18 protein-coding genes are annotated in these 18,917 nt (G+C 52.7%); 9 read left to right on the forward strand and 9 right to left on the reverse strand.

Annotated features, from left to right (window positions below; translation table 11 throughout):
* The 5 genes from HOM51_08575 to HOM51_08595 all read right to left on the reverse strand — a co-directional run bounded on the left by HOM51_08575 (position 1) and on the right by HOM51_08595 (position 5,050).
* Positions 1–765: an SDR family oxidoreductase gene (locus HOM51_08575; protein ID MBT5034563.1), complete on the reverse strand. Its 765-nt coding sequence runs from the start codon at positions 763–765 to the stop codon at positions 1–3.
* Positions 766–822: 57 nt separating this feature from the next.
* Entirely contained in the window at positions 823–1,944 is a 1,122-nt protein-coding gene (locus HOM51_08580) for a response regulator (protein MBT5034564.1), read from the reverse strand.
* 286 nt (positions 1,945–2,230) lie between these two features.
* On the reverse strand, positions 2,231–2,932 hold the full coding sequence (locus HOM51_08585; protein ID MBT5034565.1) for an SDR family NAD(P)-dependent oxidoreductase: 702 nt from the start codon (positions 2,930–2,932) through the stop codon (positions 2,231–2,233).
* A gap of 24 nt (positions 2,933–2,956) precedes the next feature.
* A complete protein-coding gene (locus HOM51_08590) occupies positions 2,957–3,949 on the reverse strand; it encodes an aldo/keto reductase (GenBank protein ID MBT5034566.1) in 993 nt (330 codons plus the stop codon).
* 18 nt (positions 3,950–3,967) lie between these two features.
* Complete coding sequence (locus HOM51_08595) at positions 3,968–5,050, reverse strand: nitronate monooxygenase (GenBank protein ID MBT5034567.1); 1,083 nt, start codon at positions 5,048–5,050, stop codon at positions 3,968–3,970.
* Between the two features lie 101 nt (positions 5,051–5,151).
* Between HOM51_08595 and HOM51_08600 the strand changes: the two genes are divergently transcribed.
* Positions 5,152–5,484, forward strand: coding sequence for a sulfurtransferase (locus tag HOM51_08600; GenBank protein MBT5034568.1), 333 nt, complete (start codon positions 5,152–5,154; stop codon positions 5,482–5,484).
* A gap of 32 nt (positions 5,485–5,516) precedes the next feature.
* Positions 5,517–6,155 carry a cation transporter gene (locus HOM51_08605; protein ID MBT5034569.1) on the forward strand — a complete coding sequence of 213 codons (639 nt, stop codon included), beginning with the start codon at positions 5,517–5,519 and terminating at the stop codon, positions 6,153–6,155.
* Here HOM51_08605 and HOM51_08610 read toward each other — a convergent pair.
* The gene (locus tag HOM51_08610; GenBank protein ID MBT5034570.1) at positions 6,152–7,018 is read right to left on the reverse strand and encodes a TauD/TfdA family dioxygenase; all 867 of its coding nucleotides are present in this window, start codon (positions 7,016–7,018) and stop codon (positions 6,152–6,154) included. The two genes, HOM51_08605 and HOM51_08610, sit on opposite strands and share 4 nt — an antisense overlap.
* A 157-nt stretch (positions 7,019–7,175) precedes the next feature.
* Between HOM51_08610 and HOM51_08615 the strand changes: the two genes are divergently transcribed.
* On the forward strand, positions 7,176–7,817 hold the full coding sequence (locus HOM51_08615; protein ID MBT5034571.1) for a hypothetical protein: 642 nt from the start codon (positions 7,176–7,178) through the stop codon (positions 7,815–7,817).
* Between the two features lie 141 nt (positions 7,818–7,958).
* Here HOM51_08615 and HOM51_08620 read toward each other — a convergent pair whose 3' ends face one another.
* Complete coding sequence (locus HOM51_08620; protein MBT5034572.1) at positions 7,959–8,915, reverse strand: TIGR04348 family glycosyltransferase; 957 nt, start codon at positions 8,913–8,915, stop codon at positions 7,959–7,961.
* A gap of 80 nt (positions 8,916–8,995) precedes the next feature.
* On the opposite strand from HOM51_08620, the gene egtB reads away from it, so the two are divergent.
* Genes egtB through HOM51_08645 form a run of 5 tightly spaced genes read left to right on the forward strand, consistent with a single transcriptional unit; the run spans position 8,996 to position 13,573 of the window.
* Positions 8,996–10,285, forward strand: coding sequence for an ergothioneine biosynthesis protein EgtB (gene egtB / locus HOM51_08625; protein ID MBT5034573.1), 1,290 nt, complete (start codon positions 8,996–8,998; stop codon positions 10,283–10,285).
* Positions 10,286–10,296: 11 nt separating this feature from the next.
* Positions 10,297–11,262, forward strand: coding sequence for an L-histidine N(alpha)-methyltransferase (gene egtD, locus HOM51_08630; GenBank protein MBT5034574.1), 966 nt, complete (start codon positions 10,297–10,299; stop codon positions 11,260–11,262).
* A 19-nt stretch (positions 11,263–11,281) separates the two neighbouring features.
* Complete coding sequence (locus tag HOM51_08635) at positions 11,282–12,043, forward strand: sulfite exporter TauE/SafE family protein (protein ID MBT5034575.1); 762 nt, start codon at positions 11,282–11,284, stop codon at positions 12,041–12,043.
* 10 nt (positions 12,044–12,053) lie between these two features.
* Positions 12,054–12,815 carry a sulfite exporter TauE/SafE family protein gene (locus HOM51_08640; GenBank protein ID MBT5034576.1) on the forward strand — a complete coding sequence of 254 codons (762 nt, stop codon included), beginning with the start codon at positions 12,054–12,056 and terminating at the stop codon, positions 12,813–12,815.
* On the forward strand, positions 12,812–13,573 hold the full coding sequence (locus tag HOM51_08645; protein ID MBT5034577.1) for a TSUP family transporter: 762 nt from the start codon (positions 12,812–12,814) through the stop codon (positions 13,571–13,573). The genes HOM51_08640 and HOM51_08645 overlap by 4 nt, the downstream gene beginning before the upstream one ends.
* Positions 13,574–13,673: 100 nt before the next feature.
* Here the strand turns inward: HOM51_08645 and HOM51_08650 are convergent, their stop codons facing one another.
* Positions 13,674–16,319 (reverse strand): valine--tRNA ligase, encoded by a 2,646-nt coding sequence (locus HOM51_08650; protein ID MBT5034578.1) that lies wholly within the window; start codon positions 16,317–16,319, stop codon positions 13,674–13,676.
* A 179-nt stretch (positions 16,320–16,498) separates the two neighbouring features.
* Positions 16,499–18,211, reverse strand: coding sequence for a CHAT domain-containing protein (locus HOM51_08655; GenBank protein ID MBT5034579.1), 1,713 nt, complete (start codon positions 18,209–18,211; stop codon positions 16,499–16,501).
* A 453-nt stretch (positions 18,212–18,664) separates the two neighbouring features.
* On the opposite strand from HOM51_08655, the gene HOM51_08660 reads away from it, so the two are divergent.
* The gene (locus HOM51_08660; protein MBT5034580.1) at positions 18,665–18,811 is read left to right on the forward strand and encodes a hypothetical protein; all 147 of its coding nucleotides are present in this window, start codon (positions 18,665–18,667) and stop codon (positions 18,809–18,811) included.
* The last annotated feature ends 106 nt before the right edge of the window (positions 18,812–18,917 follow it).

Genomic DNA, 18,917 nt, shown 5'->3' on the forward strand with positions numbered 1-18,917 from the left:
CTAACCCGCCATCCCACCATCCGCCATGAACACACTGCCGGTGCTAAAGCTGCTCATGTCTGATGCCAGGAACAGCACTGATTGCGCGACTTCGTCTGGTGTGCCGTGACGGCGAAGGGGAATGCGTTGGTTGAGCATTTCGGTGGCGTCTATTCCTAAGACCTTGCTCATGCGGTTTTCGATTTCCAGTTGGAAGTCGTTGTCGATGGGGCCGGGGGCGATGGCATTTACACGAATGTTGCGGGGGGCGACTTCCTTGGCGATGGAACGCATCATGCCAATGACGGCGTGCTTGGATGTGGCATAGGCGACCGTGTTCGGGTTGGCCTGCACGCCCATAATACTCGACGTAATGATAACACTGCCGCCATCGCCCATATGCGGCATGGCGAGTTTACAGGCGAGGAAGGGGCCGCGGACGTTGGCCGCAATCACCGCATCAAACGTATCAATCGGAAAGTCGGCGATGGGTTTGTTGTTGCCGCTAAAACCCGCATTGCAAAACAACACATCAATGCGGCCCCATTTATCCAAAGTCTGATCGATGTAGTTTTGGGTGTCTTGTTCGCTGGAAACATCTGCCTGGGCCGCTGCGACCCGGTCGCTTTCTCCACCTAAAGATTCTAACGCTTTGGTAATGTTGTCGGTATTGTTATCGACCAGCATGACACTGCCGCCTTCATCGTGAAGCAAATTGGCACTTGCAAGGCCGATGCTACCGGCCCCACCGGTAATTATGCAGACTCTGTCATCCATCTTGCCCATGGGGGATTTCCTTTTTGAATAACGATTAAAGCGCCAATGTGGCTGTACTGAAAAGGTTTAGCTGGCGGCCTGAACAAGCTTGGCGTTGAGTGCTTCCAGCCTGGATTGACCTTCGGCGACGTCGGTGTATTGATCCCGAACTTCCAAAACTTGAGGTAGCTTTTCGAGGAATTTTTCGACCAGTTCTGGATCAAAATGGGCACCCGATTCTTTCTTCAACAGATCCACGGCTCTATCAACCGGCCATGCCTTTTTGTAAGGCCGTTCACTGGTTAACGCGTCGAACACGTCGGCAATTGCCGCGATCCTACCTTCAATGGGGATATCGGCCCCCGAAATATTTTGCGGATAGCCCGACCCGTCCCATTTTTCGTGGTGAGAAAGCGCGATTGAATACGCCATTTCCATCAGGGGGGAATCTCGCGTCGATAAAATATCAGCACCGATTTCAACATGGGACTTCATAATTTCCCACTCGTTGGGTTCAAAATTACCGGGCTTGAGTAAAATCGCGTCGGGAATACCAATTTTCCCTACGTCATGCATTGGGCTGGCATAAAGCAGCATTTCTGAAACATCATCCGATAACCCGACCGACTGTCCCAACAGCTGACAGGACTTGGACATACGAATAACATGGTTGCCGGTTTCGTTATCGCGGTATTCACCGGCGCGGCCCAGGTAATGGATGATCTGTAGGCGCGTATTCTGAAGTTCCTGGGTTCGGGCCTGGACATCCCGTTCCAGGGTTTCGGCGTAGCGGTTCTTCATATTGTAGTACTGGCGCACTTCCAACATGTTGCGAATGCGCTGAAGAACCTCTGCTTGCTGGAATGGTTTGGTCAGGAAATCCTTGGCACCGTTCACCAGCGCATTCAACCGGGTTTCCGTATCGGTCTGCGCCGTCAGAACCAAAATCGGCAGGTAATCGTCCTTAATGATATTGCCGAGTTCCTGCATCACCTCAATGCCGTTCATGTGTGGCATTCGGATGTCGAGCATGATCAAGTCGAAATCATGTTCGAGTTGAAGCGCTTTAACTTCTCGTGGATCCTGAGTACTCCAAACATTGGTGTAATCTTGGCTGGCGAGAACTTCTTCTAAAAGCATAACATTCGCCGGTTCGTCATCGACGATTAAGATACGTGAACTTAAAATTTGGTCGTCTACGGTGCCCATGAAGTGCGCTTTCTATACCCTATATAGAAATATGAGTATTTTTTTTAATTGAGTCTACTGATCATATAGCAAATTAAATAATTTACGATTCTTTAACAATAACCAAAGCTAAAACCCCTTCCAGGGTCGATGCAAGACCATATTGGGACTTGCCAGATTTAATAAGAATAGATCGTAATTGAATGATTAATTTTCGAGTCTAAATTTCAAGCTAAAGGCTACATCTGATGTCTGTCATAAACCTGTCATAGCATTCAAAAGATTGTGTTTTATGGCTCTGAAACTGTCAAAACTTCTCCACCCAGGGACGCAGTTCAACTTCCCAGGTCCAGGCGCTGCGGTGCTGGCGATGGGTATCTAAATAGGACTGCGCAATGGCATCTGGTTCCAGCAGCGAATCCGCCGGTTTTCCTTCCGCGCGAGAGGCGTTTCTGGGGCTACTGATACCGCCATCAATGACAAAGTGGGCGATGTGGATGTTCTGGGGTGCCAGTTCTCGGGCCATGCTTTGCGCCAGTCCGCGCAGACCAAATTTCCCCATGGCAAAGGATGCGGACTGAGGGTAGCCCTTGATGCTGGCCGATGCGCCGGTGAATTGGATGGAGCCGCTGCCGCGTTCCACCATGTCCTTGGCCGCAGTCTGGGCAACAAGAAAGCCGCTATAGCAGGTGATCAGAATCGCCTTTTTGACCTCGTCCTGGTCAAGTTCAATAAAAGGCCCCCGCACCCGGTAGCTGGGGTTGTAAACCACCACGTCCGGCACGCCAATTTCCGCTTTAACCGCAGCCCACATGGACTCGATAGACTCCGCATCGCCGACATCGCAGGCGACTGTCACGGCATCAATTTCACCGGCCAGGTCGGCGAGCTTGCCAGTGTCGCGGGCGGTAAGGGCCACTTTCATGCCTTGGGCCGCGAACAGCCGGGCCAAAGAGGCACTAAGCCCCGGGCCAGCGCCAACGATGAGTGCAGTTTCTTGATCAGCCATTATTTTATCCTTCTTTTCAAAAAATTATCGCATGCCGCCGGAGGTTCTATTTATTGCGTACATAATTGGTTTTAAGTCGTAGGGGGTTTCCAATCGCGCGATTTCCTCGTCACGGAGGGTGATTTCGGTGGCGTCGATAAGATCCTTTAACTGGGCGACTTCGGTGGGTCCTATGAGGGGAGCTGTCATGCCCTGGACTTGTAACAGCCAAGCGGTGGCAATCTGCACGGCTTTGACGCCGCGCTCCTCGGCGATCTTTGAAACCTCTGTGACGATCGCAGCCTCGTCGCTTGAACCATAAATTGAGGCGGCGTTTCCGTCGCCTTTTTCCCGGTCGCTGCCTTGGTAGTCGGCCCCTGCCAGCTTGCCTCTGGCGAGCGGGCTCCAGGGTGTGTAGCCGATACCTTCTTCGAGATACAATGGCAGCATTTCCATCTCATCTGATCGATCGAGCAGATTAAAATGGTTCTGCACCGTCACGAACCTGGGCCAGCCATGGGCATCCGCTAAATACAGCGCCCGGGTGAGTTGCCGGGCATAATAGTTGGAACAGCCGACATACCGCGTTTTGCCTGCCTTGCGCACATCGTGAAGCGCTTCCAAGGTTTCTTCAATCGGTGTCTCGTAATCCCAGCGATGGACAACAAAAAGATCGACGTAGTCCATGCCGAGGCGCCCAAGCGACGCATCGATGGCCTCAAAAATGTGTTTCCGGGACAGGCCTTGTTGAGTTGGCATGTCGCCTTGCGGCAGTGCCACCTTGGTTGAGACCACGATCTCATCCCGCTTGGCCATATCGCGAAGCGTACGCCCGGTAACTTCTTCGCTGACACCTTGGGAATACTGGTTGGCGGTATCGAAGTAATTGATGCCGGCTTCCAGGGCGGTCTTGATGACAGCGCGCGATTCTGGCTCATCGGCAACCCAAGGCCGCCAATCCGTCGTCCCCAGCGCCATGCAGCCCAGCGCCAGACGCGAAACTTTCAGGCCGGATTTACCGAGGTTTACGTATTCCATGTTCTATATTTCATCCCTTTACGGTGCCCCAACCAGATCCGTGAGGCGCCTCACTTCATCGATTGTTTCTTGAGTTAGTTGTTCCACCAGTTCGGCGGCTGGCATTGCTTGGCTCAGCGCGGCTGCCTGACCCGCCCACATTGTACCGTAGCCACTTTCCCCAGCATTCTTCGCTGCTGCCGCAAAGGATTTATTGGCGTCGTAGGCGATGGGGAAGGCAGGGATGCGTTCGTCATCGCTCCTAAATTGTTTCATGTATTCATTCGTAAATCCGCGCGCCGGGCGGCCTGATACGACAGTGGTGACTTCGGTTGGCGTGTCACCTGATTCCAGCAACGCGCGATGGGCGTTGGTGGCCACAGTTTCGGGACAGGCGATGAAGGCGGTACCCAATTGTGCGCCGTCCGCCCCTAACATAAGGGCTGCGGCAATTCCGGCACCGTTCATAACTCCACCTGCTGCGATCACCGGGATATCAACCGTGTTTCTGATGAGCGGCAGCAGCGCGAACGTGCCGATGTTCTGATCGATGGAAGGGTCGAAGACGCCCCTGTGGCCGCCAGCTTCATGGCCCTGAGCGATGACGGCATCTATGCCTGCTGCTGCTGCCGCTAGTGCTTCGGCAGGCGTTGTGACTGTTGCCAGAATAAGAGCACCGGTGGCTTTAAGCGCTTGTAGGCGCTTAGGCTCAGGCAGACCAAAGTGGAAGCTCAGTATCGCTGGCTTTTCGGCGAGGATGAGATCAAGCATGTCGTCGTTGTCATTAAACGACGTATAAATTTCATCAAGTGTGGCTGGCGGCGTGCCGCCAAATGCTGTCATTTGCGGCGCAAGGTTGGCGATCCAAGCTGCTTCCTTGTCGGTGTCACGCTCCGGCGTTTCGTGGCAGAAAAAGTTCACATTGAACGGCCGATTGGTGCCGGCGCGAACGGCCTTTATCAAGGGTTCTGCGGCGGCTGCGTTTGATCCGCCGAGCGCCAGCGACCCCAGTGCCCCCGCATTGCAGACCGCAGCCGCCAGCTCAGGTGTAGAAACCCCAGCCATTGGTGCCTGGATGATGGGTACTGAAATGTCGAACAAGTCTGTGAGTCTGGTTTTCACGGGTGATTTCCCATATTTTTTGACCGCCGTAGGGTGCCAGCCCTGGAACTTGCTTTCAAGCGTCCTTATCTGGGAACAAATGAATTACTTCGGAGACGACAATGACGACTAATGTACCACTCGAAATATCCGTGCAGGACCTACACGAATTGCGCACATCAGGGGCGGTTCACACAGTTTTGGATATCCGTGAAGTCCAAGAAGTTGAAATGGTGTCGCTTGAGGGAGCGCTGCACATTCCGATGAACACAATTCCCGAAAACCTAGACCAACTGCCCAAGGACGGTACCCTGGTCATCATGTGTCACCACGGCCCGCGCAGCGGCAGTGTGACGGCGTGGTTGCGGGATCAAGGTTATGATAACGCGACGAACCTGGCAGGCGGTATTCACCAATGGGCAGCAGAGATTGATCCGGCGGTTGGGACTTATTAGGATGTGAGTAGAGTTCCAGAAAGGTATTCCCAATGTCGAACCAATGCTGTGGCGCAGATCTAAAGTTTGACGGCATGTCGGCGTCGTTCAAGCGCGCGCTGTGGATCGTCATCGCCATTAATGCAGTCATGTTCGTGATCGAAATGTCGGCGGGATTTGCCTCGTCCTCACAAGCCCTAAAAGCCGACGCACTCGATTTTCTAGGCGATACCGTGACCTATGGGTTAAGCCTTTATGTGATTGGCATGTCGGTGGTTGTACGGGCGCGGGCGGCCTTGTTCAAGGGGGCCAGCCTCGCTGTCATGGGGCTTTGGGTGATGGGCTCGACGATCTATTACACGCTTCACAATTCGGCCCCTCAGGCTGAGATCATGAGCAGCATCGGCGCGTTGGCGTTGGTTGCCAATCTGATCAGTGTCGGGATTTTGCTCAAATACCGCGATGGAGATTCAAACGTGCGCTCGGTCTGGCTGTGCAGCCGCAATGATGCCATTGGCAACGTCGCGGTCATTTTGGCCGCAGGTGGGGTTTGGAGCACAGGCACCGCGTGGCCTGATTTAATCGTCGCGGGGATTATGGCGAGCCTGTTCCTGTGGTCAGCGGCCTCTATCATCCGCCAGGCGCGGGGTGAAATTATAGAGTCTCGTGACTTGGCCGGACTCTCGATCTAAACCGGTACACTGCCTTGCACTTGGCTGCGGTGCATAATGCGGCGTTCGTTGGCGTTGAATTCGGCGCGGCGGTGCATGGCGCAACGGTTGTCCCACATCACCACATCGCCTAAGGACCAGACGTGTTCGTAGACGCCGTCGGTTGCCTCAACAATCTGCCAAATCTCATCCAGCAGTTCTTCGCTTTCTTCCAGCGACATGCCCTCGATATAGGCGTTAAGACGGCGGCCTAGATACAACGCCTTGCGACCGGTCTCTGGATGGGTGCGGATCATCGGGTGCGATGGGCCGGGTGTCAGAGAGGCGTCCGCCGTTTCTGCAAAATCATGGCGCAGCGCGCCATCGCTGGTATGGGAGGCATCATGCTTGCAACGGCGACCTTCAAGCCGTGAGGTGATGTGCGTCGGCAACGCCTCAAGCACGGCGTACATGTTCATAAATGAGGTATTGCCGCCGCGGGGGGGCAGTTCAAGCGCATGCAGTATACTTGCCGATGGGGGTCGCTCTACAAAGGCGCTGTCCGTATGCCAAAGCGCTTCGCCATAGCCCAACTGGCCAATTGGCTTGCCGTCTTCAATGACGTTGGAGATGACGTTAATTTCCGCCGGTATATCGTCTTTTTGCCCGGAACCTTTGGTGTAATTCAGCAATTTACTCGGCGGAAATTCCAAGTCGCCAAAGTGCTTGGCAAAGGCCATCAATGCGGGATCGCTAAGCTGCTGGTCGGGGAACACCAAGACGATATGATTTAACCATGCCTGGTGGAGTTCGGCGACCGTTTCAGCATCCAACGACTGCGACAGATCAATGTCTGAAACAGTCGCGCCGACGGCACCATTATGGGATGTGACTTGTAAGTTCATGGGTCGGTCTCAAAATTCAGTAACAAAACCACAATATGCAAACCCTATTCGAAACGGATCATTTACGCAAAGATCGCCAGGGGAGCTTTTGCCCCCATTAACCAATTCCTCGCAAATTTGTGGCAAATTGATGCTAAGATGTGCAGTGTGAGGAACAATGTTTAACAAAGATTTGGAATCCGATGATCTGTTGCAGCAGGACCCGGCGGAGCTGGGTGGGCCTGACGGGCATCCCACGCCTGAGCAACGGGCGGATTTTGTCGTTAAGCGCCTAGAACAATTCATCCGCGATCACCGCACGGTGGACGAAGGCATGTCGTTCAAGCAGTGGGCCGACATGGCCAGGACCGAAATCGCCATTACCATTGTAGATGCGGAAACCTCCTATCAGGACGATGACGTGGTTTCCAATCGACTGGTGATCAGTGCGGCAGCCTCAATGATTACCATCGGCTTTTGGGGCACCCTATTGGCATTCGATAAAGCGCAATACCTCGTTGTCGCCATCATCTGTGTGATTGCCGGGTTGTGGCTGTTCGCGGTGGCGGGGGAATGGCGGTTCCGCAAATTTTTCCGCATGCGCGAAGCCAAAAAGCGCGCGAAGTCCTTGCGCCGGGTCGAAAACCTAAACCGCCGCATCAAGCAAATGGAAAAACAACTCGAAAAAGACGTCAAAGAAATGGAAAAAACTGTGGCTGCCATGGTCGGCGCTAAGAAAAAAGCCGCGCGCTCAGATGCAGAAAATAGTATTCTCACTCAGATGAAAGATTTCAGGGAGAAGTTTGGCGCGTCGGGGTGATTTTCGGTAATGATGCGCTGAAAAACGTCCTTCGAGACGCGCTTAAGCAAGCGCTCCTCAGGATGAGGGCATTGGTTATTTTCAAATTTCTACTTAACACCCTCATCCTGAGGAGGGCCGAAGGCCCGTCTCGAAGGACGCTCAGCGGCACACGGTCTCCACCACATCCACCCATCCCTTGGCCTCATGCTTTGCCAAGAACAACGGTCGTAGTTTCTTTGTCTGTCGAGTGAGTTCTTTCAGGAACTTCGCTTCGTTTTCCGCCCTCCACAGCACGTCCGCCAAGGCGGCTTCATCCTGGACAGGGTAGAATCCTGCGTAGTCTTTACCTAACAAACCTATATTCCCATCAATGTCAGATGCGATTACGGGCACACCTGCGGCGATGGCTTCTGACACCACGTTGGCACCGCCTTCTTGGTTGGATGTGATCACCATCGCTTGGGTGCGGGCGTATTCGCGTCGCACGCGCCAGGCCGGGACTTCGCCTTTCCAGATGTAGCGGGGGTTGGTCGCCATTTCTTTCTGGGCTGCTTTGGCGAAGGCTTGGTTGTGGGCCTTGCCGAGGTGAATGACTCGGAGGCGGGAACGTTCTGGCACAAGACGTGCGGCCAAGGCTGCCCGCATAGGGTCTTTTTCTTCCCGCAGATGGCCGACAACGCAGACGTCGAAGTGCCGGGTTGTTGGTTTGCGAGGGCCGGGTAGGGGGGACGCCGATTGTTTTATGACGTGGAGTTTTTTGCGGAGGTGCTTGGGGAGAGCGTTACCGATCAGGTCATGAAGGCAGACCAAGGCGTCTGCTATCTCCATCGATTTCAGCGTTACCTCTGGGTCGGTTTTTAAGAATGAATTCACGTCGGTGCCGCCCAAGGCGACGATCAGCGGGCCTTTCGGATACAGCGCCTTGTACCGATCAATCGCCGCCGCACTGCGCCACGCATGCAGCGCGATCATCAGGTCGGCAGGCTCGTCGCCATAGTCCACATCAATCCGCACTTTGTGTCCTGCATCGCGCAGGAATCTGGCCCAACGGAGCGCGCTCGCACGGTTGCCGTTTTTCGAGTGTTTCTTCGCCGGTGTGATCAGGCTAATCTTCATCAACTTGTAACCAACAACTGTGGATTTCCCCCGTGACTCCCACCCTATCCGAAGCCGTAAGTAGCGCACAATTGGTGGACATGATGCAAGACGCCCGTGCGCGCACTCATGAAATGTTGTCCGGGTTGGACGCAGAACAATTAATGGGGCCCTATTCCCCGATCGTCAATCCGCTGCGTTGGGAAGTCGGCCATGTGGCGTATTTTTATGAGTGGTTCACCCTGATGGAGATGTATGGCCGCGACTCAATCTTGGGCAACAAGCGCGCAGCCGAATTGTATGATTCCATCGCGGTCACCCATGACACCCGCTGGGACCTGCCGCTTCTGACCATGGAGGAGACGCTGCAGTACATGCAGGACGTGCAGGATAAACTGGCGGAGCGCCTACCCGATGGCTTGGCCAGCGAACAAGACAGCTTCATGTATCAGTTCGCCGTCTTCCATGAAGACATGCACACCGAGGCCTATCTCTGGGCGCGCCAAACCTTGGCCTATTCCGCGCCGACCTTGGCAATTGCGGCGGATGTGTCGGCGGAACGGGCAGCAGGGGCCTATCCGGGTTATGTCGAGGTGCCCGGCGGAACCTTCAGAATGGGGGCGGAGAAATCCGCGCCGTTTTTATTCGATAATGAAAAATGGGCACATGAGGTTGACGTCCGCCCGTTTGAGATCGCCAAGGCTCCCGTAACCAACGCGGAATTCGCGGCGTTCATTGTGGACGGCGGGTATGACCGGGAAGAGTGGTGGAGCCCTGAGGGATGGAAGTGGCGGCGCTCAGATGACGGCTTGGGCAGCCCCGGCCATCCGGTGTATTGGGTGCCCGACGGCCCCGGCAAATGGCTGATGCGCCGGTTTGATCAAACCATTCCTTTGCCTGCCAACGAGCCGGTAATCCACGTCACGTGGTATGAGGCTGATGCCTATTGTAAATGGGCCGGGATGCGGTTGCCGAGCGAATTAGAATGGGAAGTGGCGGCGTTGGGGGAACCAGGTGGCGGGGGCACATTGGCCCAAACCAAACGGCGCTATCCTTGGGGTGACACGCTGCCGGATCCAACCCGCGCGAACCTGGATGGGCGAGGGCTTGGGGCCATTGACGTTGCGGCCCTTCCTGCAGGCGACAGCGCCTTTGGCTGCCGTCAGATGTGCGGCAATGTCTGGGAATGGACAAGCACCACATTCGGGGGCTACCCTGGCTTTTCCCACGATGCCTACAAGGAATATTCCACCATGCTGTTTGGTGATACCAAAGTGCTGAGGGGCGGTGCCTGGACGACACGAGGCCGCATGATCCATGGCACGTACAGAAATTATTTTGGGCCGGAACGCTGGAATGTTTTCAGCGGCTTTCGGACGTGTCGGATTTAGAGAGAATTTCTATGAGTGATACGGCGACGCTGGCTTCTTTTGACGATGTTCACGAACAGCGAAATGAATTTTTATCTGAGTCCCTTGCTGGTCTTGGAGCCGAACAGAAGACCCTGTCTTGTAAATACTTCTATGACGAACGGGGTTCTGACCTGTTCCAGAAAATATGTGACTTACCGGAATATTATGTCACCCGGACGGAAATCAAATTGCTGCGCGATATCTCGGGCGAAATCGCCGACGTGATCGGCCCTGGATGTGAGATGATCGAATACGGCACCGGTTCATCGGAAAAGATGCGGATCGTTTTGGATGCGCTGAAAGAGCCCGCCGCCTTTATCGCCGTTGATATTTCGAGAGAGCATCTGTTGCAGGTGACGGAATCTCTGGCAGCGGACCGGCCGGACCTTACCGTGCACGCGGTCTGCGCGGACTTCACTCAGCCGTTTGATTTGCCCGCGCGGACCGGAGGTGGCAACCATGTGGCGTTCTTCCCCGGATCATCGCTCGGCAACTTCACCCATGAGGGGGCGGTCGGTTTCATGGCGGGGATTGCTGAAACCGTTGGGCCCGGTGGTGGGCTGTTGATTGGCATCGATTTAAAGAAAGACGTGGCAATTTTGGAAGCGGCCTACGACGATTCCCAAGGAGTGACAGCGGCGTTCAACATGAACTTGCTGGTGCGCCTGAACACTGAATTCGGTGCCGACTTTGATCTGGATGGTTTTCGTCACAAGGCGCTGTACAACGAAGAAATCGGTCGCATCGAAATGCATCTGACTAGCTTGAAAGAACAAACGGTCACCTTGGACGGAAAGACATTTAAATTTTCAGAGGGTGAAAATATTCACACGGAAAATTCCTACAAGTATGGGGTCGAGGAATTCCAGGCTCTGGCAGGTCGTGCTGGGTTTACGCCGATCAAAGTATGGACCGATGCAGATAACTTGTTCAGCATTCATTATCTGACGGCATGACCTGTTTGGGGGGGCCGCAATGATCGGGCTCGTCGGCGCCTCTACCCTCATAATTGCCAGCTTTATCGCGGCAATGTTTAGCACTGTCGCAGGCATTGGCGGCGGCACAATGCTCATTGGGTTTATCATTCTAATGGTAGATTTTGCCCTGGTTCTTCCGGTGTATGGTGCCATTCAAATGGTATCAGGGGGCTCGCGGGTTTGGTTCTTTCGGAAGCATGTCGACTGGTCGATGTTTGTGACATTCGGCATTGCGTTTATTCCTGGCGCAATTCTTGGCGGGCTTATTTGGGTTTATTTTGTGAATACCGAAGAGGCGCAGCCCTATATCAAGATGCTTATCGCTATTTACTTATTGCTGTATCTTAAATTTTCCAACTATCGCGTGGCAACAGGGAATCAAACCCGGTTGTTATTGATATCCGGGGGGTTATGTGGCTTTGCAGCATTGACCGTGGGGGCCGTGGGGGCCGTCATTGCGCCCTTTGTTGATGCCTTGGAACTGAAGAAGGAACGCGCCGTCGCTGCCATCGGCGTGATGTCGATATTCTCAAATATCATTAAGTTGCCGTTGCTATTGGTCATCGCGGATCGCGTGGACTGGACGCTGGCCATTATAATCGGCGGGATGTGCCTTGCGACATTTTGTGGCGTCTACGCTGGGCGAAGTGCTCAGAAATACGTGAGCGAAGCGCAATTCAGGCACCTGTTTCGGATCGTGCTCATGGTTTTGGGGATTAAGCTGTTGGTTTGGGATGGCCTTCGGGTCGTTCTATTGTAATGTCGCTTCCATGATTTCTATAGTAGCGGGTAGCGGTTTATTTATCGCGGCATTTTTTACGGCAGTATTTAGTGCCGTCGCCGGGGTCGGTGGCGGAATGATGATGTTTGCTGCCGTCGCGGTATTTCTGGATTTCGCCTTGGTCATGCCAGTGTTTGGTGCGGTTCAGACATCATCCGGGCTATCGCGTGTCTGGTTCTTTCGCAAGTATCTGAACTGGTCGATGATTTTGATCTTCGGGATTGGATTTATTCCCGCGGTCATTCTAGGCGGCTTCGCTTGGGCCTACATTATTGATGCCAAAGAAATTCAGCCTTACATCAAGATACTGATCGCAGTCTATATTCTGTTGTTCCTAATATTCCCAAAGTTCCGCGTGCCACCCGGCAACCGGACAAGAATTTTATTGGTGATGGGATTAAGCATCGGCTTTGCGGCGCTGACCATAGGGGCCGTCGGGGCGATTACCGCGCCGTTCATCGAAGCGCTACAACTTAAGAAAGAAGACGCCATTGCCGCCATTGGCGTGGTGTCGTCGTTTGCGAACATTGCCAAGCTGCCATTGTTCTTCATTATCTTTGATCAATTGGATTTATCCGTCGTTGGCGTGATTGGCTTTTTAATCCTGGCGACGGTCTTTGGAATTTATTTTGGCAAACGCATCCAAGACAATGTTAGCGAGGACCTGTTTCGTCGCCTGTTCCGGTTTGCGCTGGGGGGCATGGCGATCAAGCTGTTGGTCTGGGATGGACTGCGGGTGGTGATGGCATGATCGGACTTACGGCGGGGGCGGCCCTTGTTGCTGCGGCGATTTTTACATCGGGATTTAGCTCTGTCATCGGTCTGGGCGGCGGCATGATGATGTTGCTGGTGACCACCCTGACGGTTGATTTCGCGTTGGTGATGCCAATGTTCGGTGCGATCCAATCTTCATCCGCAATTTCGCGGATATGGTTTTTTCGAAAACACCTTGATGGCGACATGATCCTGAAATTCGGCATCGGGTTTGTACCGGCTGCGATGTTGAGCGGATCGCTCTGGGCCTATTTCGTGACGACCGAAGGGGCGCAGCCTTACATAAAAATGGTCATTGCGACGTATATGCTGTTGTTCCTGTGGTTCCCGCAATTTCGAGTGAGGTCGGGAAACAGAACCCGGCTGTTATTGTTGCTCGGTGTGCTCAGCGGGTTTGCCGCGTTGACGGTCGGTGCGGTGGGGTCTGTCGTGGCACCGTTTATTGACGCCCTGGATTTGAAGAAGGAACGCATGATTGCGGCCTTCGGCGTTATTTCCATCTTTTCCAATGGGGCGAAGCTACCGTTATTTTTCCTCGTGGCAGAGCCCTTGGATTTAACCGTTTGGGCAACCATCGGAATTTTAATCGGCGCGACCTTCATCGGCACCTATGTTGGCCGAGGCATCCAACAAAGCGTCAGTGACAAACTGTTCAGTAAAATATTCCGCACTGTGCTCGGCGTGATGGCGTTGAAGCTTTTGATCTGGGACGGGATACGGGTGGCGTATTTTTAGGCCCTTCGAGACGCTCGCCAGTGCTCGCTCCTCAGGATGAAGAGATATAAAATTCCTTCATCCTGAGGAGCGCTGAAAGCGCGTCTCGAAGGACGTCACGCTACAAAGCCGCCAATCGAGCTGCCGCTTCCTTCAATTTTGCCACAGCTTGGGCGGCTTCTTCGCGGCGTTCTTTTTGCGTCTCGACAACATCCGCAGGTGCCTTTGCCAGGAACCCTTGGTTTGACAGCTTTTTATCGTAGCCACCAATTTCTTTATCCAGCTTTTCAATCTCTTTGGTCAGACGCGCCTTTTCCTGATCAATGTCGATCACGTCGGCGACGGGGAGGATAAACGTCGCTTCATCCAATACAGTCTGAATCTCACCCTTGCCGATTTCATCCTTGGCGGTAAATTCAGTAATCCGCGCGAGAGTTTTGATCAGTGCACCGTGGCGTTCCAACCGATCCAAGGTCGCAGGTCCCGCGTCTTTATGACCGAGCGCCAACTTAGCTCCAGGTGGCACATTCATTTCAGAACGCACGGACCGAATGTCGGTAATCAGCTTCACCACCCAATCCATTTCGGTCGCGGCTGTTTCGTCAACCGTGATGTCTTCGCCGTCGAACCAGGGCGACTTGATCAGCATCTCTGGTCGATCCGCAATGCCGTTCCAAAGCTCCTCAGTCACAAACGGCATGATCGGGTGTAACATGGTGATGATCTGATCCAGTACCCAAGCGGTTGCCGCCCGAGTTTCCGTCTTGGCAGCTTCATCGTTGCCGTGGAGTGCGGGCTTGGTGAATTCAACGTACCAATCGCAGAACGTGCCCCAGGTGAAGTGATAAAGCGCGTGGGCCGCGTCGTTAAAGCGGTAATCGTCAATCGCCTTCGATGTCGCCTTGGCGGCCTCGGCGGCTTTCCCCACGATCCATTTGTTGAGGGTGAGTTCGCAGGCGTTGGGATCGAAATCCGCCACCGGCTTGCATTCATTGATCTCGGCAAAGCGTGCCGCGTTCCAGAGTTTGGTGACAAAATTCCGATAGCCTTCGATCCGGCTGTCGGCGAGTTTCACATCGCGCCCCGGAGCGGCGTAGGCGGCCAAGGTGAAGCGCAGCGCATCGGTGCCGTACTTTTCCATCACGTCCAAGGGGTCAACAATATTGCCCTTGGATTTCGACATTTTCTGACCGTGTTCGTCACGCACTAGCGCGTGGATGTAGATCGTCTTGAACGGCACGTCGTCCATGAACTGAATGCCCGACATCATCATCCGCGCGACCCAGAAGAAGATAATATCGAAGCCGGTGACCAGAACGTCGGTCGGGTAGTAGCGCTTAAGCTCCGGCGTTTCCTCTGGCCAGCCCAAGGTCGAGAACGGCCACAAGCCAGATGAGAACCAGGTGTCCAGAACGTCTTCGTCGCGGGTGAGTTCCGTCGCCTTACCATAATGTTTTTCTGCCGCGGCCAGGGCTTGTGCTTCGTCATGTTCGACAAAGATTTCACCATCAGGTCCGTACCATGCGGGGATTTGATGGCCCCACCAAATTTGCCGACTTACGCACCACGGCTGGATGTTCCGCATCCATTCGTAATAGGTCTTTTCCCAGTTCTTCGGCACGAAATTGGTCGCACCTGTTTCCACCGCTTCGATGGCCCCGACTGCGAGTTTCTCTGCATCGACAAACCATTGGTCCATCAACCACGGCTCAATCACCACGCCAGAGCGATCCCCATAGGGCACCGTCATCGGGTTCTCTTCAATCTTATCGAGAAGACCCAGCGCTTCGATTTCGGCCACGACTTTGTCCCGGGCCGCGAACCTGTCGAGCCCTTGGTAGGACTCAGGCGCGTTCTCGTTAACCTTCGCATCCCCGTCGAGGACATTGATGTTTTCCAGGTCATGGCGGCGGCCGACTTCGAAGTCGTTGAAATCGTGCGCAGGGGTAATCTTCACCGCACCTGACCCTTTTTCAGGATCGGCGTATTCATCCGCGACAATCGGGATCAAGCGCCCGACGAGGGGCAGCACGACGTTCTTGCCGATTAAATCTGTGTAGCGTTCATCATCCGGGTGGACGGCGACGGCGGTGTCACCCAGCATGGTCTCAGGCCGGGTTGTGCCAACAACAACGAAATTCTGATCATCGTCCTCTAGAGGATATTTGAAATACCACATCTTGCCGTTCTGTTCGCGTTGCTCGACTTCAAGATCAGAGATCGCGGTGTGCAGTTTCGGGTCCCAGTTGACCAGGCGTTTGTCGCGGTAGATCAACCCGGCCTTGTGCAATTCGACAAACACGCGCAGCACGGCTTCGGACATGCCGTCGTCCATGGTGAAGCGTTCGCGGCTCCAATCCAAGGACGCGCCCAAGCGCCTGAATTGGTTCTGGATCGCGCCGCCGGATTCCGCCTTCCACTGCCATACCCGCTCGATAAACTTTTCCCGGCCGAGGTCGTGCCGCGTCAACCCTTCGTCAGCCAATTGCCGTTCGACCACCATTTGGGTGGCGATGCCGGCATGGTCCATGCCCGATTGCCACAGCGCATCAAACCCCTTCATGCGGTGATAGCGGATCAAGATGTCCTGAATGGTAAACGTCAGCCCATGCCCCATGTGCAGGCTGCCGGTCACGTTCGGCGGCGGGATCATGATGGTATAGGGCGTCGCATCAGAGCTAGGATCCGCCTTAAAAGCGCCGCTCTCCTCCCACTTCTCATAAATCCCAGCCTCAACTTCATCAGGCCGATAAGTCTTATCCAACATAGCGCAGAACGTCCCCAAGTCGTGTGTTAGGTCAAGAGGAGGGTTTTAAAGGATTGCGTGGGGAAGGAAAGGGTTTTTGGGGGGTGGGGGACTCGTTTATTCAGGCAAATTAATGTTTAGTGACCTGACAATGAGTATCCTTCAATTTTTGTAAATATAGATTTTGGCTAAGGGGTACCTTATGAAGATGGCTTATCACTGGATTTAACTAATTTTATTGATGAATTATCCATTCCTTTAAGGGAAACAGCAGTTTTTCCTTCTCCAAATGAAAATTCAATTCCTTTCCCAGCTGCTAAGGCATCATAAAAACCGCGAGTGAACTCGATCGCAGCTTCATCATCAATTGTATCATCCATTCCAATCGTATACTGAGAAATTGGAGATTTTAGAGATGTAACAGATTCGCAAGCATTTAAAATCACACATTTAACCGAATCATATCTATCCAAAAACTCTTTAATTGCAATTAGCGACACTTCTAATGTCTCTCCCTCAGGAGTTTCAAAGATAAGGTTTGACGCATCTGCATGCCCTGAGAACTGTACGATTTCATATGGGCGGCGTAACATTTCCCTTCTTAAATCGTCGATTGTTGCGGCGGGTAAATTTTCAATATTAATAAGGTTGCCTTTTGAGCCAATTTTCGTTGACTCATTTGCAGCGCGAAGTTCATTTGCAACCCTGATGTTGTCTTGGTCTGATGGACTACAGGACACGAACAGAATATTAATTGTTTCCATTCCTTGAGTGAGGTCTTCAACAATTTCACTAGAAGTTGATCTAATTTCCGACTTTATTTCGTCGTCTAATCCTCGCCATGTTTTTGCTATTTCAGAAAGTAAATCCTGTGCATCAAAGGGCTCTTCTTTTGTTCCTGCTTTCGATTGATGAGAACCAATTTTATAAGCTTCTGCTCGAAGCCTATCTGCAAAATCAGGCCGATCATTTTGAACTATTTCTGCCAACTTAATACACAATAATACCAAAGCATGATTTGCGTCACCCCTATCAAATGGAAGTTCAGATACTAGGGTGGAAAACCCACCAGCTCGTTCAAGAACCTTTTGGCAAATTTCGCGGCCTTCAATGGAAAAATCTTCTGTTTGCGTTAAAAAAAGTTCCTCAAGAGAGCCGATATCGAGTTCTTTAGTTAATCTGCCTATAGTGGCCTCAGGGACAGCAGGGCAAACACATACTCTAGAACCGCATTGAGGACATAATCCAGGGTAACGTCTAAGAAACTCTTGTTCGAATGAAAACTCTCTGTCCAATTGTGCTTCTCTAATTTTATGTTCGTTTGCGATACCCATTAAGTATGAAAAAGTATCTGCTGCTTCCCCAACAAAGTATTTAGGGTGTTTTTCAAAAACTCGAATTGCTTCTGAAATTTCGCCCAACTCTTCAAGAAGGCCAATTGTACTTCGTCCTCGGTCATCAGTTGTGCGCGGATAAATTTCTTGGAACATGTTCTGCCAGTCATCTAAGCCGATTGGTTTTTTTTGTTGGTTAGAATTATGTAGTTTGCGTAAATCGTTATGGTTAACCGTTTGTTCTGTTCCTCTAACTTGTTTACAAATTGCATCATCATGCGGAACTTTGCGACAATATGGACATACAAAAGGAAATTTTCGATATACAAGTTCTTCGACGCTTTTAATTTTCATTTTTGCCAAAAGTGGAAAATACCAGCCTCGGGCCTTACATAGTGCATCTGTAACAGTAATGTTTTCCCTCTTTTTATTTCGATCATGAATTGTAAGCATTCCACAAACCTCCACGAAGTGAGAGAATGTAACAATCTCGGACCTAATAAGATTTTGATCCGAATAAATATATGAGACCATTTTATACAGATCATCTAACCGAAGCATTTTGGAAGTATCATCCATAGCCTGCACCTAATATGTTTTACGCATAATTTTATTATTATAGATTCACTTAATGTTCCACTGAATGCCATAAAAGCCAAGGGGTAAAGCCACGGGGTTAAAGCCACGGGGTCAAGTCTTGCCTTTTGCGCTTTGGTGTTTTGCTCGGGGGGATTTGTTTCAACTTGCAAAAGGCAAGGCATGACCCCTTGAGAAATTGGGGTTGGTATTGCTGTGGGTTGTGCCGCGGGGCGTCCTTCGAGACGCGCTTAAGTAAGCGCTCCTCAGGATGAAGGTAAAGGGGGGCGTGCGTCGCCGCAGGATGAAGGTAAGAGGGAGGTATGGTGTCGCCTCAGGATGAGGGCGGGGGGCTTTCGCCAATCCTGCGCGAGGCGCGATACTAGGACGCCATACCATAATATGATAAGATGTTCCCGTTTCACCAATGTCACGACGCTAGAGGAGAAATTTCTGATGCAATTCAAAATATTCTTTGCTATCGCGATGATCGTCGGCGTTACCTTAGGCAGCGCCGTTGTGTCGGCGCAGGTGCCGCCGGTTGGCCCGTCCGGACCGACGGGATGGTGCACCGACGCTGAGGGCAGAAACTACCGCTGCTGATAGCGCTCGGTCTCGGAGCCAAATGCTTGAGTTTGATCACGGGGTCAAGGGCCACGCACATGACCCCTTGGACATTTTGGTTGGTATTACTTGGAGGCTGTGCCGC

Source organism: Rhodospirillaceae bacterium, assembly GCA_018660465.1.
GTDB lineage: Bacteria > Pseudomonadota > Alphaproteobacteria > Rhodospirillales > JABJKH01 > JABJKH01.

What these genes read in the sequence shown, in the direction of transcription:
- HOM51_08590 (MBT5034566.1), bottom strand. Translation starts at nt 3,949, where the DNA reads ATGGAATACGTAAACCTCGGTAAATCCGGCCTGAAAGTTTCGCGTCTG.
- HOM51_08650 (MBT5034578.1), bottom strand. Translation starts at nt 16,319, where the DNA reads ATGTTGGATAAGACTTATCGGCCTGATGAAGTTGAGGCTGGGATTTAT.
- HOM51_08580 (MBT5034564.1), bottom strand. Translation starts at nt 1,944, where the DNA reads ATGGGCACCGTAGACGACCAAATTTTAAGTTCACGTATCTTAATCGTC.
- HOM51_08640 (MBT5034576.1), top strand. Translation starts at nt 12,054, where the DNA reads ATGATTTCTATAGTAGCGGGTAGCGGTTTATTTATCGCGGCATTTTTT.
- HOM51_08660 (MBT5034580.1), top strand. Translation starts at nt 18,665, where the DNA reads ATGCAATTCAAAATATTCTTTGCTATCGCGATGATCGTCGGCGTTACC.
- HOM51_08575 (MBT5034563.1), bottom strand. Translation starts at nt 765, where the DNA reads ATGGGCAAGATGGATGACAGAGTCTGCATAATTACCGGTGGGGCCGGT.
- egtB (MBT5034573.1), top strand. Translation starts at nt 8,996, where the DNA reads ATGATGCAAGACGCCCGTGCGCGCACTCATGAAATGTTGTCCGGGTTG.
- HOM51_08615 (MBT5034571.1), top strand. Translation starts at nt 7,176, where the DNA reads ATGTTTAACAAAGATTTGGAATCCGATGATCTGTTGCAGCAGGACCCG.
- HOM51_08620 (MBT5034572.1), bottom strand. Translation starts at nt 8,915, where the DNA reads ATGAAGATTAGCCTGATCACACCGGCGAAGAAACACTCGAAAAACGGC.
- HOM51_08645 (MBT5034577.1), top strand. Translation starts at nt 12,812, where the DNA reads ATGATCGGACTTACGGCGGGGGCGGCCCTTGTTGCTGCGGCGATTTTT.
- egtD (MBT5034574.1), top strand. Translation starts at nt 10,297, where the DNA reads ATGAGTGATACGGCGACGCTGGCTTCTTTTGACGATGTTCACGAACAG.
- HOM51_08600 (MBT5034568.1), top strand. Translation starts at nt 5,152, where the DNA reads ATGACGACTAATGTACCACTCGAAATATCCGTGCAGGACCTACACGAA.
- HOM51_08605 (MBT5034569.1), top strand. Translation starts at nt 5,517, where the DNA reads ATGTCGAACCAATGCTGTGGCGCAGATCTAAAGTTTGACGGCATGTCG.
- HOM51_08655 (MBT5034579.1), bottom strand. Translation starts at nt 18,211, where the DNA reads ATGGATGATACTTCCAAAATGCTTCGGTTAGATGATCTGTATAAAATG.
- HOM51_08585 (MBT5034565.1), bottom strand. Translation starts at nt 2,932, where the DNA reads ATGGCTGATCAAGAAACTGCACTCATCGTTGGCGCTGGCCCGGGGCTT.
- HOM51_08635 (MBT5034575.1), top strand. Translation starts at nt 11,282, where the DNA reads ATGATCGGGCTCGTCGGCGCCTCTACCCTCATAATTGCCAGCTTTATC.
- HOM51_08610 (MBT5034570.1), bottom strand. Translation starts at nt 7,018, where the DNA reads ATGAACTTACAAGTCACATCCCATAATGGTGCCGTCGGCGCGACTGTT.